The sequence below is a fragment of the Rhodopirellula maiorica SM1 genome, from assembly GCF_000346295.1.
In the GTDB taxonomy this organism is placed as follows: Bacteria; Planctomycetota; Planctomycetia; order Pirellulales; family Pirellulaceae; genus Novipirellula; species Novipirellula maiorica.
In genome coordinates this window covers 1-14622 of record NZ_ANOG01000798.1, presented here as the reverse complement: position 1 = coordinate 14622, position 14622 = coordinate 1, and the positions used below count along the sequence as shown (strand labels likewise).

The following is a 14622-nucleotide window of genomic DNA, read 5'->3' as shown; positions in this document are numbered from 1 at the left end:
AGGGCTATGTTTTGCCTCCTCCGCTAGCCCAATGTCATCTACTTTGGTAGTGGGACTCGCCAGAGTTCCTGGTGATTCAACGACAAAGATGGGAATTCTGGCGAATCCCACTACTTGAGCATCCCCCAATGGTTGCCAAAGTAGATGGCATTGTCCGCTAGCCGGCGGCTTACGCCGCCGACAGAGGGTGTGTCGGCCTCCGGCCTGTAATAAATGATGCTAAATCAGCAGTCTCCTGAAGCTTAGGCGAGGTAACCCGCGGCAACTTCGTCGCGTATGTCTCGCAACAGGGCGAGATCCGCTGCACTCCACTGCGCTGTCTGTCTACTTTTACTCGGTCTACCTTCGAACGGATCGCCAAGACCACTCGATCGGCTTGCACCGATTTTGAACATCAACAGCTCGCGGATCTCGTTTGCGTTGTCGAGTCCGATCATGATCACGCGATTCCCCACGCTCAACGAGTTCGCATCCTCGGCTGCCGAGGCGCCGGCGGTCTCGACCACCAAGGTTGCGATCCCCAAGATTTGCTCAAGTGGGTCGCGAGTGATCGAAACATTTTGAATATTCGCAATCGAAATTGTATGCTCGGTGATCACCCAAATCCCACGGCGAAGATGAACACCTCGCTCCGAAACCGCATACCAAATCGTGTCATACATCAAATGCAGTGCGATGTAGGCGATGATGTCTGGCACAATCGCCAACGTGAGTGCAGGTAGCGTTAAAATCCAAGCCCAAACGGGAGATCCCCAATAGAGCAGCATCCATCCGGCCAGAATCACAGCATCGACCAGCGCCAGTGCTAACCAAAAAACGACCTTCAAATACGTCAAAAAGCGACGCGATGGATGGAACACTCGCAGCTCGCCTTGCATGGCACTCGGTAGCACTGGAGGTTGATCAGGAACACGAAACCACTCCACCAAGACTCGCCAAATGCCGCGATAGATCCACTCGGCCGACTTCTCCACAACGTGACTCACCGTTTCGCCTCACGCTGGCTGCGTTGCTTTCTCAATTCGTCACGAATTTCGCGCAGCAACTCGGTACTTTCACTTTCCAAATCGGCGTCCGATTCGATCTCGTCGTTCACGTCACGCATTCGCAAGTACAGAAAATCTCGCAGCGGCTCTGGGTTGCGAATGCCTTCGATCTTCATCGTGGCTCCCGACGCCCCCGATGCCGTTTGGATTGGCAACTTGGCCAGCCCCATCCAACGCTCGATGATGTTGCGAGTGACGTGGATGTCCTGCAGTCGAGCATAAGTCAAATAGACCTCACGCCGAAAGAAATAGCCCCAGCACATTGAGACCCCTTGTTCATCAAATCGATACTGCAGCGTTTTGAAGCGGATAAACAAAGGCACGAACACGATCGGAAATCCGATCGTCGTCAGCATCGAGATGATGAAATAGTAAACCAGCAACGAATCATCAGGCCGTGTGATCGTGGTGGCATCGAATGCCGGCAAAGTTGCGTTGTCGCTAGGATCGGGATCACTGTGCATTGGCTAACCCCATCGGTTTACGGTTTCTCAGGACGCTCGGCAAGATACTCTTGGACGGCGGCTGCCAGATTTGCGCCGACCGCTCGATAGCCCGCAGTGGTGCTATTCTCAGAATTCCAGACCGTTTCCAAGCACAGACTCACTGTATGCGGATTTCCATTCATGCTGACCCAATTGGAACTAATCTGACGCCATAGCGGATGATAATTCGATCCTGTCACCCTAGGCTTGTTGCTCATTGGAATCAACGGCTTCATCTTGCTGATTCTTGTATAAGCCAAGTCGATGAAGCGATCACGCAGGCTAAGCATCGGCTCGGACAGCATGTCGCGAGGAAGCACATAAAAGAAGCTGGTGTCGCCGGGACCAGGATTATGGAGATCTAGAAACACATCCATGCGGCCATCGCCGACAAGATCGCCGATCCTTCGTTGGGCTGCCATAATCTCGTTCCAATGAGGTTGCGGAGACCAGTCGCGATTGTGGTCATGGGGCACCGCGTTCTTGCCGCCATTGCCCGTCGCGGTGTTGTCGACATCCATAATCGGAATTAGGAAGACTTCTGCATGCTGCCGCAACCAAGCCGCATTCGCGTCGTCGCTGACCAACCATTCACCAAAACCCTGTGCCACCCAACTCGAGCCGCTTTCCCAAGCATGCTGCCGGGCCTGGACCCAAACACCAAATCGCTTTTCCGTTTCTAACTCTCCTTCACGCACATACAGCATCGGTACGGCGCGGCCTTCGCGAGAACGACATAGCTCGGTGGCTTCGGCATGCGGTGATTTCGCGGCCATCGCATCTACGAATACCTCTGCCGTTTGCGGAGTGTAGGGCGGTCCCCAAGCGACATAAACCGACGCGGCGTTCGGCGTCAATGTATAGATCATCCACTGGCCATCGCGTTTCCCCTCGTCCGTGTGCAGCCAAGTCACGCCATCGATCGAGTAGGTCGCACGTTTGGGCATCGCCCATGATGCCGCCAATGGCTTCTTTTTTTCGACCGTTGCCGTGGATCCACGCAGTCGCAGCGCTATCGCCTCGTTTGGCTTGATTCCATCGACGCGAAAGTACCACCAACAAGGCCAACCTCGCTGGGGATCGCCGCCAGGCATGAAGCTGACGCACCGTGCCACGTCGTCGACGAGGATATCCCCGACCGACGCGCCTTCAAAATCGGCTACGACCGTCAAGGGATCCTCAGCAGTGCAATGATTCGCTTGCAGGATCCCCCCCAGCATTGCCAGTACGACAATGATCGATCGCCCCAACAACGAGCCGTTTGCCAGTGTTGTTTTGTGTAACGCCGGAACGATCACGGACGGATAGCTGCGGATCGCTCTGCGATCAGAACGATGGATCGAAGCGTGATCGACGACACAAATTACTCCCACGTTCTTCTGAGCAAAGAGGTTTTCCGTTTTCATTTTGCAGGTAGGGTGGTAAGAGCCAGATTCGGAAAGATGCTACGGGTCGGTCTATAGAATACAGGATCATTGCCACCGAAAGGCAACGACACACTAAAATCAAACGCTGCTAAATTTGATTGCGATCGGGTCATGCATATCCTCAAATGAAACTCGATCCCCTTACATACTTCATCCAACTTGCTTAACGGACGGGGTCAGGTTCCACTATAGGTGCCCGCGAGAACCGCAACCGACCCTCACCTCTACGGCAAAGCCAGCGAATGAATACCAATAAAATCACCGATGTTTTCCCGTACTTGCGTGTGCGAAACGCCAATGCGGCCATCGAATTCTACCAACGCGTTTTTGGTGCACCCGAAGAGAGAGCAAGTGATTGATGAAACGAGTGAACTACTGCGTTGGCTGCATATTGCTGATGTTTACCCAGGTCGCGATCGCGACAGAAAATGCCGCCCCCCAAGTCGAGGCGGCACGCCGATCGCTGCCACGCGATGTATTGCTGCAGTACCATGATGACAACGGAACCGTCCAAACAGCAAAGTCGATCGCCCAGTGGCAGCGGCGGCGAGACGAAGTCATCGCGGCAATGCAAAGCGTGATGGGGACGCTGCCCGTCGAAGATGCACCACGCGAAGCTCCCTCATACCAGGTCATCGAGGAAGTCGATTGTGGATCGTATGTGCGACGTCAAATCACTTACCAAAGCGAACCGCACTGCGAGACGCCTGCCTATCTATGCATTCCCAAAACACGACTCAGTGGCAACACGCGTGGCCCCGCGGCACTCTGTTTGCATCCGACCGACAATCAGATTGGGCATGGCGTCGTCGTGGGGTTGGGCGGAAAAGCGAATCGCCAGTATGCGATGGAGCTTGCCGAACGCGGTTTTGTGACGCTGTCGCCCAGCTATCCGCTGCTAGCCAACTACCAACCCGACTTGCACGCCGGCGGTTGGCAAAGCGGGACACTCAAAGCAGTGTGGGACAATCTCCGCGGGATTGATCTGCTGCAGTCGTTGCCATGTGTTGATGGTCAACAGATCGCTGCAATCGGTCATTCACTCGGCGGACATAATTCGGTCTATACAGCGGTGTTTGACCAGCGTATCAAGGCGGTCGTTTCCAGCTGTGGCCTCGATTCATACCTGGATTATTGCGAGGGAAATCCAGCGAAATGGCTGCCGGAACAAGGATGGACACAAACTCGTTACATCCCTCGTTTGCGAGAGTATCGTGGGCGACTCGAAGAGATCCCGTTCGATTTCCATGAAATGATCGCTGCATTGGCCCCGCGAGCGGTGATGATCATCGCTCCCACCGGCGACAGTAATTTCCGTGCCGACAGCGTCGATCGAATCGCCACAGCGGCTCGTCCGGTTTATCAACTGTATGGAAAAGCTGATCAGCTACAGGTACGTCATCCCAATTGTGGTCACGATTTTCCAGACGAGATGCGGGAACTTGCCTATCACTTTCTAGAAACCTCGCTGCGCAACCAAGAGAACAAGAAGAGTATCGATTAGACTCTCCGGTACGTTCTACTGAGCCACGAACAGTAAATTACCAGGCACTTTCATCATTTCGCCAAAGGACAAGTACAAATAACATGCGTATTCCTAGCAGTCTGATTGTCGTTCTCGCGATGGGCATCGCCTCCGTCGCGGTCGCACAAGACGCCAAACCCAACTACGACGAATCCAAAATCCCGGCTTACACGTTGCCTAATCCGCTCGCCGGAGTCGAATCGGCAGTCCAGTGGCCCGCTCGCCGCGAACAAATCCTTGCACAGTTCGCAACGGAGATGTTCGGTAAAGTACCGACCGACAAACTTAATGCGATCTCCGTAAAGGATGCAGGAGCAAGGAAACCGGTGCTCGGCGGCAAGGCGACGATGTGGCAACCGGTCATCACGCTGGCCGGTCGTGATCTGCACTTGTTGGTTCTGCTGCCGAAGGAATCACGAAATGTCCCCGCCTTCTTGGCCTACAACTTCCATGGCAATCACACCGTGCTGGATGATCTCGATATTCCTCTGACGAAAAACTGGGTTCGCAGCAAACCGGAAAATCGTGCCAGCGACGAAGATCGTGGCAGCGCCGCATCACGATGGGCGGTCGAGAAAATTATCGACAATGGCTTTGCTCTCGTGACGCTTTATTACGGCGATGTTGATCCCGACGTGGATGATGGCTTTGAAAATGGCGTCCATGCCGCGTTCCCTAATAAACCGGCTTCGGACCAATGGGGCTCGATTGCGACCTGGGCTTGGGGGCTGAGCCGCGTGCTCGATTTCCTCGGCACAACGTCCGAAATTGACGCGACCCGCGTCGCCGTGATGGGACATTCGCGGTTAGGCAAAACGTCGCTGTGGGCCGGCGCGAATGACCCGCGGTTTGCCTTGGCAATCTCCAACAACTCAGGCTGTGGTGGCGCCGCGATCTCACGCCGCCGCATCGGCGAATCGGTGGCACGGATCAATACCGTATTCCCGCATTGGTTCTGTGACAACTTCGTCAAATACAATGACAACGAGTCGCAACTGCCGTTTGATCAACACATGCTAGTTGCATTGATGGCGCCACGTCCCGTTTACGTCGCGAGTGCAGTCGAAGACACCTGGGCCGATCCGCGAGGCGAATTCCTTGCCGCCAAACACGCCACTCCGGTCTACGAACTTCTCGGTCGCGAAGGGCTGCCTGCGGCTAAGATGCCGCCGGTAGACGAGCCAAGCCAAGGCAGCATCGGCTACCACGTCCGCTCCGGCGGACACTCGGTCACTGATTTTGACTGGACGCAGTACATCAAGTTTGCCAAACAGCATTTGATGGAGAACGAATAACCGCAGGTAGCGGACGAGGTTAGCTGCGAAGGACTCGTGGCCTCGTCCACTACGGTGACGGACGCGGAATTAAGAAACGAAGATGATGGGCTGCGTGCGTTGCATGCAGCGTTTCGAGTGCGTCGCGATCCATGCGGCCAAACCCAGGATGGGCTGCGTACTTGCCTTGATGAGACTTGAATCGCACCACGCTGCGGTGAAACAACAACACCTCGTCGGCATCGTCAAGTTCTGCGGGCGGAACGAAGATAGACGAGGTCGGAATCCCGATCGGTGAGTTGCCTTCGATCAATCGCGGCAATAGCGTGCGGCGCATTACCGGCCGCAAGAAAGCAAACAGCGACATCCACCGTGGATAGCCATCCATGCTGGGATCTTGGACCAATCGCAGATGGCGACATATCTGTGCCAACGACCAATTGCCGCAGCGATCATATCCCGATTGCAGCAGCGACTGTGCATCGTCGCTCGCGGCTTCGAGATTTACAAAACGTAAATCCCGAAGCTCGCTGGCGATTGCTCTTTTGCTCATCCTCCGTCTCCTATACGGATAATCGTTTTTCCTTTTGCACGACCGGTTTCGATATGACGGATCGCGTCCGCTGTCTCGATAAGCGAGTAGGTTCGACCGATGACCGGAGTTATCGCCGCCGACTTTAGCATTTCCGCCAACACGCTCAGATCTGCCGCGTTGGGTGTCGAGAGATAACGACACAGTCGCTGACGCAAAAAAGGAGAGATGAGCAGGGGTTTCAACAAGCGAACGAGAAAGGAGACTCCTTGTGCTCCCGTACCGCTGTTCAAAATCAAGGTTCCTGTTGGCGTCAATGCACGTCGACAATCGGACAACGAGCGGTTTTCGATATTGTCAAAGATGACATCGTAACGCCGGCCACTCTCCGCAAAATCTTCGCGGGTGTAATCGAAAACATGATCGGCACCAAGCGAGCGAACGAGATCGACATTGGGTGTGCTGCAAACGCCCGTCACTTCGGCTCCCAGCGATTTGGCAATCTGTACGGCAAACGTTCCAACGCCCCCGGATGCTCCGATAATCAAAACGCTTTGCCTCGCCTGGACTTTGGCAACATCGCGAAGTGCATGCAGGGCAGCGAGCCCCGATGTGGGAACCGCAGCCGCTTGCTCGAACGTGATCTCGCTTGGCTTTAACGCCAGCGTGTCTTCGCCGGTGCAAACCAATTCCGCACAAGCTCCTTGGCAGCTGCCGAACACCTGATCGCCAACTTGGAATCGGGTAACGTCCTCGCCGACCGCGTCGACGTACCCCGCAACATCGTAGCCAGGAATCCCATGCTTTGGCTTCCGTAGCCCAGTCTCCATCCGCATCAACAGCGGTTTTCCCCGGACGCCGAAACAATCCCCGACGTGAAGGGCGGCCGAGTGGACTCGCACCCGCACTTCATGCTTCGCAGGGACCGGCACCTCAATTTCACGCAGCGATAGCAGATCGGGCGAACCATAGACGCCTTGAGAAATCACTTTCGTCGTTCCCTGGTCCGGACTCGAAACGTGGGCGGTGGAGCTGCTCGACAAATTGGAGTCCACTCTATTTGGAGAGTAGTTTTCAAGCGAAAGGGTTCTATCTTGCTGTATGGCTGATGAATTCATCTCACTTCCTTAGCGAACGTGACAGCATTGCGAGGGCACCGCCGAAACTTACACTGTAAGCATCGACCAATCCATGCTATACTTACAGCGCAAGTCAGGGCAATAGGCAAAACGGTTGAAAAAAGGCAACTTTTCGGCTTCTCACCGGGGAAAGGAGAGAATTGATGGCGAAGAAGGCGGCGAAAAAGCCAAAGACAGCGCTGAGCAAAGACCTTGTGTTGCGAACGGCGATAAAGTTTGCAAACGAGCACGGCATCGAGTCATTATCGATGCGAAAGCTGGGTGAACTGCTCGGTGTGGAGGCGATGTCGCTGTACAACCACGTGTCCAACAAGGACGCGATCCTCGACGGGATCGTCGATATCGTGGCTGGTGAAATCGCACTTCCCGAGCTCGATGGCGACTGGAAGAATGCAATGCGCCGCCGCGCCCTGTCGGCTCACGAGGTCCTGATGCGTTACCCCTGGGCGACGATATTAATTGTCTCGCGTCCCAATGTCGGTCCGGCGATGTTGAGATACGTGGACGCCACGATCGGCTGTCTTGTCCAGGCGGGCTACTCCTACGCGATGGCCGACCACGTCTGGAACGCGATCGACAGCTACGTGTACGGGTTTACGTTGCAGAAGCTGAATTTTCCGTTCCAGCCCGAGGAATATGCCGAGGTCGCCAAAGCCTATCTTCCTCAGATTCCTGCCGACCAGTACCCGCATCTGAACGGGATGTCGCAAGAGGTGATCTCGGGGCACCATAACGGAATACATGAGTTGCAGTTCGGGCTTGATCTGATTCTCGACGGACTGCAGCGGATGCGTGATGACCATTGATCGAATTCCAATGTTTGTCATTACATGGCCCTAGCAGGACTGCACTGCTAGAATGAGTTCTGCACCTCCGTCACCTTGGGAGCCCATCGTTTGAGCACTGCACCTCGCTATATTCCTCGCTACACACTTGATGACTACAACCGCTGGGAAGGGGATTGGGAGCTGATTGACGGCGTGGCAGTATCGATGAGCCCATCGCCATTCGGACCGCACGAGCGGGTTGTCACGGAGCTTTCACGTCAGATCGCAAACCAGATCATTGAAAAACGCTGTCAATGCCGAGCATACGCAAACCTCGACTGGATCGTGGACAACCACACGGTGATCCGTCCCGATTTGATGGTGGTTTGCGGCGAGCAACCCCAGCGACATCTCCAGCGGCCGCCCGTCGTGATGGTGGAGGTGCTCACCGACGCCACTCGCGAACGAGACTTAACGGTCAAGCGAACGCTTTGTCTGGAGAACGATGTTGCCCATTATTTGATCCTCGATCCGAGTGACCGGTCCATTCTGCATGTCACGGGAAATGACGAAGCAGCAGTCGATACAACGCAGCCGCAAACGCTTCGGCTGGACGACCAATGTGAGATTGCTTTGGACTGTACCAAGCTGTTTCAGTAATTAGGCTAGGTCCCTCCGGCCTCGTCCAAGCAGAAAGACACACCATGACCCACCGAAACCAAAGCGGACTATCTCGCTGCATTGCAGTGCTTGCCTTGTTGACCTGCTTCGCTCTCTTGTCGCCGGGCGCGAGTGCGGCCGATGCGATCACGATTTTCATGATCGGCGACTCGACGATGGCCGACAAACCGATGATTCCCGAAAATCCCGAACGGGGCTGGGGTCAATTACTGACGCTCTATTTCACCCCAAACGTAACGGTCGATAACCACGCCACAAACGGACGCAGTTCCAAGAGTTTTCGCAGCGAAGGACGCTGGGATGTTGTTCTGCAGCAGATTCGGCCTGGCGACTTTGTGATCATCCAGTTCGGACACAATGACGAAAAGGCGGATGAGGCTCGCCACACTGAACCGTTTGGTAGCTACACCGAGAATCTACGTCGTTATGCAAAGGAAGCGAGCGAACGCGGCGCGATTCCCATTTTGGCGACTCCGGTGGTTCGACGAGTGTTCGATGACGAAGGTGTTCTTCAACCGACCCATGGCGATTATCCCGACGCGGTTCGCAAGCTCGCCCAAGCGATCGATGTTCCCCTCTTAGATATGACGCTTCGATCACGTGACCTGATCGAGCGGCTTGGTAAAGAACGTTCCGAGGGACTGTTTATCTGGACGGTTCCAGGCGAATACAGTCGCTTTCCCAAGGGCAATTCAGACAACACCCATTTCAATGCACTCGGAGCGACTCGAATGTGCGACTTGGTCATCGCCGAAATCCAAGCCAAGGTCCCCGAGCTGGCGGTCCATTTGAAGACCGGCCGTTAACTGCAATTTTCATGTAGTGGACGAGGTTACGAGTCCCGTCGTTGTTTTAGTCGCGGGGACTCGTTGCCTCGTCCACTACCTTCACGCGGGACTCGTTGCCTCGTCCACTACGGTTATGCCAACCGCTTTGCGGTGATTTCGGCAAAGTGGAGTGCGAGACGCAGATTGGCTTGACTCCACAGCAGCGGTGTCGAGTCGTTGGGTACCCAGACGCCCGTGTCCAAATCCTCGATGTAGTACGCTTCGGGACATTTGTGTGCGCCGAACGGACTATCGAGGGGAGTGAGCTGCTGTAGCGAGCGATTCAAATAACGCAGTTGCAACTCTAAGTCCTGGGGATCTTCGGACGCTTGGAATCGCTGGGCGTAAATGCATGAGATGATCGAATCAAAGATGCACCACTGCGCTTCGGTTCCCCGCCGCACCTCTAGGTGGCGGCGTTTATCATTGTCGGACACGGCATCGGTGCGATCCTCTTCGTCAAATTGCTGCTTATATTCTGGCGACCAGAAACTATCGTGCTTGTAGCGAGCGATGCCAATCTCACCCTGCAACTGGGATGTCACCCGCGACAAGATCTCATCCGCCATGTCGCCTTTGACGATCCCCAGCGGATAGATCAGAAACAAAAGGGCGGCGTCCACATCCCGCTGCTTCCCGCCGCCTTGAATGCACTCGTTGGGCAAGATTTCATCGAGTGCCGCCACCCCCGGCTGGACCAGTAATTCAAGAAAACCGCGATCGATGCCCTCTTTGTGTAGCGTTGCTTGGACACGAGGAAACTCAAACAATTCCTGGACCGCCTGTAACGCAGCAACCACCACTGCGATGCTGGAAGCTTCGATCTTGGGCCATTCTTCCCAGTGCCCACTGTCTTCGTCCTGCCAGTATTGAACTCGCGAGAAAAAGTGGATTAGCAGTGCGAGTATTTCAAGTTGTTCCGACGTTGGTCGCAGTTTTCCGCTAGCGACTAGTTTGGCGAATAACCACACATAGTATCCAAGAGCATCGTTCTGCTTGTGGTTCCAGCCTGCGCCCGACGAACTGTCCGAATCAAGTTCCGAGAGTGTTTTTCCGTCAAAACGAACATGCGGACGGTCGATTTCGAGTTGGTTGCCAGACGAAGGCTGCAAGCGATGACGGTACTTTGCAAAGAAACGGCACAATGCCTCGACCGTTTGAACGGCTGCCGCATCGTTGCCAATCACCAACATCTGGTGGGCGATGTGAATATTGTCGCGTACCCAAACCAGCTGGTAGTTGGTGTATTCACGCTCGCTGCCCGCAACGTTTGCCGCCGGGTAAAGCCCCGTATCCAAGACAGGCATTTGGAAGGTGCCAAGATGGTCAAGTCGCTGCTGTATAGCTTGCAGCTGATGGGCCATATTCGTAGCGTTCACCGATGGAATCGGACCTTGCCGGTTGTCGGACATCTTGTCATTGCCTTTGTTGCGTTGTCTTATCGCTATTCCAGACGAAGCTCGTGGATGTCCAAGACTCCGGAACCTTTTGTCGGACGCTGCTCGAGTTCTTCAAAGCCACCGAGACTGAGATTGACGGAGGCGATGACACTGAAATCAGGTTTTAGCGGTCCGCGATCGACAGTGCCATCGGCATCAAACAACTTCCAATTGCTATGGTGCAGATCGACCCGCAGTGGTTTTCCAAACGTATTGGATTCCACCGGCAGCACCAGCCGGTTTTCTTTGCTTTGATGCAATCTCCAGTGCTGCATGTAGCCATTGACCAGTCGCAATCCGATGCCAATTCGATTCAGTTTCGAGTCCTCACCGATCCGCAAATCGAGATGTAAGTACCGGCCTACGTCGGATGGGGAAGGTTCCACCAGAAAATTTCTGTCGCAAGTATGCCGCGACAGGGTTTGGTGGTGCCGTCTACAAACCGCCAAAAGCAGATGCGGTTAATTGGCAAATGGATTGGCTTGGATGCCGCTTGATACGGGATCGGAAGGCTCGGGAGGCGTGGGACGTCGACTGCGGCAACCACTTTGACATCCCTTTGATGCGGGCGTCGGATAGGGACTCGCTTTTTCATCGCGGAAAAAATGGTCCAACAAACCTCCCGATGAATTGCTCGCGGGCACAACACTTGGTAATTGCTGTGGTGAACTCGACGTCATATTGTGATCGACCTCGCTGGATTCGTAGCCGTAGCCGATTCCCTGCCCGCTCACTTGTTGGACCTCGAAATCATCGTTGCCGTTGTCGAAATCGAATTCGCCTGAGTCCGCTAAAAACGACTCTCCAGTGGCATCGGATTGCGCGTTTGCCAGATTGTTTTTGATGGGTTCGAAATCGATATCACCCAAGTCACTTGTCCCGCGGATGACCGTTACCCCCAGCAACAGAATCATGATCAATGCGATCATACCAATCACACTGAAAATTGCATTGAGAATATAGGCCACGACACCTCGCCCGATACTGCAATGGGTGATCGCAGAGATGATCATCACGTACGTGCCAATCGATGCGACGCCAGCGATCAATCCAGCAATGGGCTCGCCCGGCATCGCAAACATGATCGCTGTCGACACAAACGTACCGGCCAACATCGTGGCAATCACGATCCCAATGGACTTCCAGAAACCAAATTTGCCTGCCCCAGCGACCGAGAGCGCAAACTTCATCGAATACCCCACCACCAAGACCATGCCCACAACCAATACGATTGCGAGCAGGGTGATCGGAAGCATCGCCGAAGCAAACGCTTCCTGAGCGGATTGGAGGTTGGAGTCATTCATGGTGTTTGTATTCTCGATTGCAGAAATCTCGCTCACGCACGGGCAAAGTCCGCGCAAGGGTAACCGGCGGGGTTACAAGACCGTTCCCCGTTGGAAACATAGGTCACGATTGCAGTGGTGTCCGCAAAAAAACGATCGCCAAAAACGATCATCGGATGATCAAAGCGATGCGGATTTGTGCACGTCGATGCGTCCAATCGAGCAACTGCGCACAATCGGATTTTTCCTGGAAAAATCAACAATTTGTGCCGAAAACCGGTATAAAACATTGTTTGCCATACCGCCGGATCAAAGGCTACGAGTTCACCGCTCAGCCTCGTCCAGCAGCATTCCGCGAATCTTGTCGTTCCACAAACGTTGCGACGATTGCGGTGCAGGTTAAAATACAAATCGCTGCTTAGCGCGGCGGTCGCCCCCCATTTCCCACCAACCACCACCTACCCGCTGCCGGAAAAGCCGATAACGATTTCCCACAGCATTGCTCTCCGCTGCCCATCTGCCTTGCAGCAGGTCGAACCGATTTGCAATCCAACGTCGGTGCGGATCTCGTGATCTCTGTTGTGAAACAGCCGGAAAACCCATCGTTCCTTTGATTAGTAGAAAGATCCATCATGCTCAGCCGTCGAAAAATGCTCCAAGGATTGGCCGCCAGCACGGGGGCCGCATTTGGCGTTTCACTTACGCCGGAACGTCTATTGGCATCGCCCGCCACGACCGCAGCGCCAAAACGCATCGTCTTCTTCCTGCAGAACCAAGGGTTTGATCCCAAAACCTGTATTCCCGCCGGGTTGAAACACAGTGGCTCGCTAGCAAAAACCAAGCTTCCCGAGCCCATCAGCGCGTTGGAGCCTTACAAGGAACGACTGCACATCATCAACGGTCTGCATGGTCTGCACACCAGCCCCTCTCACAGCGCCTTCTTCGGTGCGTTGGGCGGCTATCGCGGCAGCGATGGAGTGCCACCGAGTGCATCGACGATTGATTACGAATTGAGCAAAGCGCTACCGCAAACGCTTCTGCCTCATTTGTGCATCGGCATGGACTCGATCGAGAACATGAAAACCAAACCAACCATTGCAACGCTGTCGGCCAGCGGTGCCGGTTCTCCGATCTTTATGCATTCCAATCCGAACCACCTCTACCAAATGCTCTACGGTGGCATCTCCTCAGGAGACATTCGGCTGCAACACGAAGCTCGCTCGAGTGTGCTGAGCCAAGTCGAAATGTTGGCCGCTGCAAAAGGTCAATCCCTTCCCACCGCGGATGGCCAGCGTTACGGCCAGTACGTCCAAGGGTTCAGGGATGTCAACGGCTTGCGAGATCGCTTGGACACCGTTGCGGATCACTTGCGAAAATTCGCCCCCAAGATCGACGAGCGATACTCGACGCCTGAATTCGAGACCGACTGGCACGATCGCTTGTTGGACCTCGGTATCTCGGCGCTCACCTCCGGAATCACCAATACGCTGACGATCGGTTCAGGTCGCGGCGAAATCTTCGGTGCCTGGAAGGGATTGGGAATCGATCAACAGGGACACAACCTTGGGCACATGGAACAGCCCGACAATCCAATCTGGATCAAGATTCGCCAATACAACAGCCGCATGCTGGTGCGAATCATGGAAAAGCTAGAAAGTGTGCCCGAAGGCAGTGGCACGATGATGGACAACACGCTGATCGTGTACACCAGCAACAATGCGGACAAACAGCACACCAATGGTGCTAACTGGCCTGTCATGCTGCTGGGCAACTTGGACGGCGCATTCAAATCGGGTTGCTTCACCCAACTTGATGGCAAACGTCCGATCAACGCACTCTATACATCGCTGCTGCGAGCCGCTGGCCAAAACGTCGATCGATTCAACATGGACGACAAGATGGCCAAGAAGTTTGACGACAGCAACGGTCCGCTAAAGGAAGTCTTGGCATGACCCTGTGTTGCCCTACGCTCCGCGAAAAATGTGGGATAGGTTTCCAGCCTGTCAAATCTGAAAGTGGCTTCCAGCCTGTCATACCCGAAAAGACAGACGGAAAGTCGATCCGACTTTTCCTCCCATTGATCCTACTTCTATTCAGCCCGCTGTCCGTCGCGAGCGGCGAAACTTACACGCCTGGCCAATCGGTCCACAAGGACTTTGACAGCTTCGCCAAGTCGTTTCTCGTCAACCATTGCGTC

At 54.6% G+C, this 14622-nt stretch carries 14 protein-coding genes; 6 read left to right on the top strand and 8 right to left on the bottom strand.

The window, feature by feature from the left end; translation table 11 throughout:
- Positions 1–242 precede the first annotated feature (242 nt).
- The 3 genes from RMSM_RS25950 to RMSM_RS25940 are packed head-to-tail and all read right to left on the bottom strand — an operon-like array spanning position 243 to position 2937.
- Entirely contained in the window at positions 243–986 is a 744-nt protein-coding gene (locus RMSM_RS25950; protein ID WP_040769420.1) for a PH domain-containing protein, read from the bottom strand.
- Positions 983–1510 carry a PH domain-containing protein gene (locus RMSM_RS25945; RefSeq protein ID WP_008703727.1) on the bottom strand — a complete coding sequence of 176 codons (528 nt, stop codon included), beginning with the start codon at positions 1508–1510 and terminating at the stop codon, positions 983–985. Before RMSM_RS25945 ends, RMSM_RS25950 begins: the two co-directional genes overlap by 4 nt.
- A gap of 17 nt (positions 1511–1527) precedes the next feature.
- On the bottom strand, positions 1528–2937 hold the full coding sequence (locus RMSM_RS25940; RefSeq protein WP_008703725.1) for a M14 family zinc carboxypeptidase: 1410 nt from the start codon (positions 2935–2937) through the stop codon (positions 1528–1530).
- Between the two features lie 379 nt (positions 2938–3316).
- On the opposite strand from RMSM_RS25940, the gene RMSM_RS25935 reads away from it, so the two are divergent.
- Positions 3317–4462, top strand: a complete 1146-nt coding sequence (locus RMSM_RS25935) for an alpha/beta hydrolase family protein (RefSeq protein WP_160168379.1) — start codon at positions 3317–3319, stop codon at positions 4460–4462.
- 83 nt (positions 4463–4545) lie between these two features.
- Entirely contained in the window at positions 4546–5778 is a 1233-nt protein-coding gene (locus RMSM_RS25930; protein ID WP_008703720.1) for an alpha/beta hydrolase family protein, read from the top strand.
- Between the two features lie 49 nt (positions 5779–5827).
- Here the strand turns inward: RMSM_RS25930 and RMSM_RS25925 are convergent, their stop codons facing one another.
- Both RMSM_RS25925 and RMSM_RS25920 read right to left on the bottom strand, forming a co-directional pair.
- Positions 5828–6310: a DUF1569 domain-containing protein gene (locus tag RMSM_RS25925; protein ID WP_008703719.1), complete on the bottom strand. Its 483-nt coding sequence runs from the start codon at positions 6308–6310 to the stop codon at positions 5828–5830.
- Positions 6307–7278 (bottom strand): NAD(P)-dependent alcohol dehydrogenase, encoded by a 972-nt coding sequence (locus RMSM_RS25920; RefSeq protein WP_008703717.1) that lies wholly within the window; start codon positions 7276–7278, stop codon positions 6307–6309. Before RMSM_RS25920 ends, RMSM_RS25925 begins: the two co-directional genes overlap by 4 nt.
- Before the next feature lie 293 nt (positions 7279–7571).
- Here RMSM_RS25920 and RMSM_RS25915 point away from each other — a divergent pair, with 293 nt between their 5' ends.
- From RMSM_RS25915 to RMSM_RS25905, 3 genes are all read left to right on the top strand, one after another.
- Positions 7572–8234 (top strand): TetR/AcrR family transcriptional regulator, encoded by a 663-nt coding sequence (locus RMSM_RS25915; protein WP_008703715.1) that lies wholly within the window; start codon positions 7572–7574, stop codon positions 8232–8234.
- A gap of 90 nt (positions 8235–8324) precedes the next feature.
- Positions 8325–8855 (top strand): Uma2 family endonuclease, encoded by a 531-nt coding sequence (locus tag RMSM_RS25910; RefSeq protein WP_160168378.1) that lies wholly within the window; start codon positions 8325–8327, stop codon positions 8853–8855.
- A gap of 44 nt (positions 8856–8899) precedes the next feature.
- Entirely contained in the window at positions 8900–9682 is a 783-nt protein-coding gene (locus tag RMSM_RS25905; RefSeq protein WP_063870265.1) for a rhamnogalacturonan acetylesterase, read from the top strand.
- Between the two features lie 113 nt (positions 9683–9795).
- Here the strand turns inward: RMSM_RS25905 and RMSM_RS25900 are convergent, their stop codons facing one another.
- The 3 genes from RMSM_RS25900 to RMSM_RS25890 all read right to left on the bottom strand — a co-directional run bounded on the left by RMSM_RS25900 (position 9796) and on the right by RMSM_RS25890 (position 12446).
- Complete coding sequence (locus tag RMSM_RS25900) at positions 9796–11115, bottom strand: glycoside hydrolase family 15 protein (protein ID WP_052031811.1); 1320 nt, start codon at positions 11113–11115, stop codon at positions 9796–9798.
- Between the two features lie 32 nt (positions 11116–11147).
- Entirely contained in the window at positions 11148–11528 is a 381-nt protein-coding gene (locus RMSM_RS25895; protein ID WP_040769419.1) for a hypothetical protein, read from the bottom strand.
- 75 nt (positions 11529–11603) lie between these two features.
- Positions 11604–12446 carry a hypothetical protein gene (locus RMSM_RS25890; RefSeq protein WP_144057968.1) on the bottom strand — a complete coding sequence of 281 codons (843 nt, stop codon included), beginning with the start codon at positions 12444–12446 and terminating at the stop codon, positions 11604–11606.
- Between the two features lie 611 nt (positions 12447–13057).
- On the opposite strand from RMSM_RS25890, the gene RMSM_RS25880 reads away from it, so the two are divergent.
- Complete coding sequence (locus tag RMSM_RS25880) at positions 13058–14377, top strand: DUF1552 domain-containing protein (protein ID WP_008703700.1); 1320 nt, start codon at positions 13058–13060, stop codon at positions 14375–14377.
- Positions 14378–14622: the final 245 nt, after the last annotated feature.

Excerpts from the sequence above, each read along its gene's own strand:
- RMSM_RS25945 (WP_008703727.1), bottom strand. The coding sequence starts at position 1,510 with ATGCACAGTGATCCCGATCCTAGCGACAACGCAACTTTGCCGGCATTC.
- RMSM_RS25940 (WP_008703725.1), bottom strand. The coding sequence starts at position 2,937 with ATGAAAACGGAAAACCTCTTTGCTCAGAAGAACGTGGGAGTAATTTGT.
- RMSM_RS25935 (WP_160168379.1), top strand. The coding sequence starts at position 3,317 with ATGAAACGAGTGAACTACTGCGTTGGCTGCATATTGCTGATGTTTACC.
- RMSM_RS25930 (WP_008703720.1), top strand. The coding sequence starts at position 4,546 with ATGCGTATTCCTAGCAGTCTGATTGTCGTTCTCGCGATGGGCATCGCC.
- RMSM_RS25925 (WP_008703719.1), bottom strand. The coding sequence starts at position 6,310 with ATGAGCAAAAGAGCAATCGCCAGCGAGCTTCGGGATTTACGTTTTGTA.
- RMSM_RS25915 (WP_008703715.1), top strand. The coding sequence starts at position 7,572 with ATGGCGAAGAAGGCGGCGAAAAAGCCAAAGACAGCGCTGAGCAAAGAC.
- RMSM_RS25905 (WP_063870265.1), top strand. The coding sequence starts at position 8,900 with ATGACCCACCGAAACCAAAGCGGACTATCTCGCTGCATTGCAGTGCTT.
- RMSM_RS25900 (WP_052031811.1), bottom strand. The coding sequence starts at position 11,115 with ATGTCCGACAACCGGCAAGGTCCGATTCCATCGGTGAACGCTACGAAT.
- RMSM_RS25890 (WP_144057968.1), bottom strand. The coding sequence starts at position 12,446 with ATGAATGACTCCAACCTCCAATCCGCTCAGGAAGCGTTTGCTTCGGCG.
- RMSM_RS25880 (WP_008703700.1), top strand. The coding sequence starts at position 13,058 with ATGCTCAGCCGTCGAAAAATGCTCCAAGGATTGGCCGCCAGCACGGGG.